This window comes from Bartonella sp. MF74HXZ, from assembly GCF_042194445.1.
GTDB classification, from domain to species: Bacteria; Pseudomonadota; Alphaproteobacteria; order Rhizobiales; family Rhizobiaceae; genus Bartonella; species Bartonella grahamii.
Window position 1 is genome coordinate 1 of record NZ_JBHIMW010000033.1, and the last position, 318, is coordinate 318.

General features: G+C 41.2%; 1 pseudogene. It reads right to left on the minus strand.

Annotation, left to right across the window (positions count from 1 at the left end):
- Positions 1 to 109: 109 nt before the first annotated feature.
- Positions 110 to 318: pseudogene (locus tag ACFIJ8_RS08490) on the minus strand (phage terminase large subunit family protein); the annotation flags it as partial.

Genomic DNA, 318 nt, shown 5'->3' on the forward strand with positions numbered 1-318 from the left:
CCGATTGTGCGCCCGAATAAAGAGCTTCTTCAATTTGTTCACGCCGCCTTTTTAAGTTTTCAAGTCTCTCAATTTTGCTGTTAATTGGTTCTAAAGTTTCACCCACAAATTACCTCCAATCCCCTCGCATATAAGGATTCATCATTGTTCTGAATGGCTTCTTTTGAGGCTGTGCTGTCTGAGATCTTCTTGGAGAAGGAGAGGGCACATGTTCTGATGTTGGCTGCTCTAAAGAGCCTTCAATTTTAAGTTTTTCCAGACGCTCTTCTAAGATATCGACTTCTCGATTAAGGTTTATTCCTGCCTAAATCAGACCTT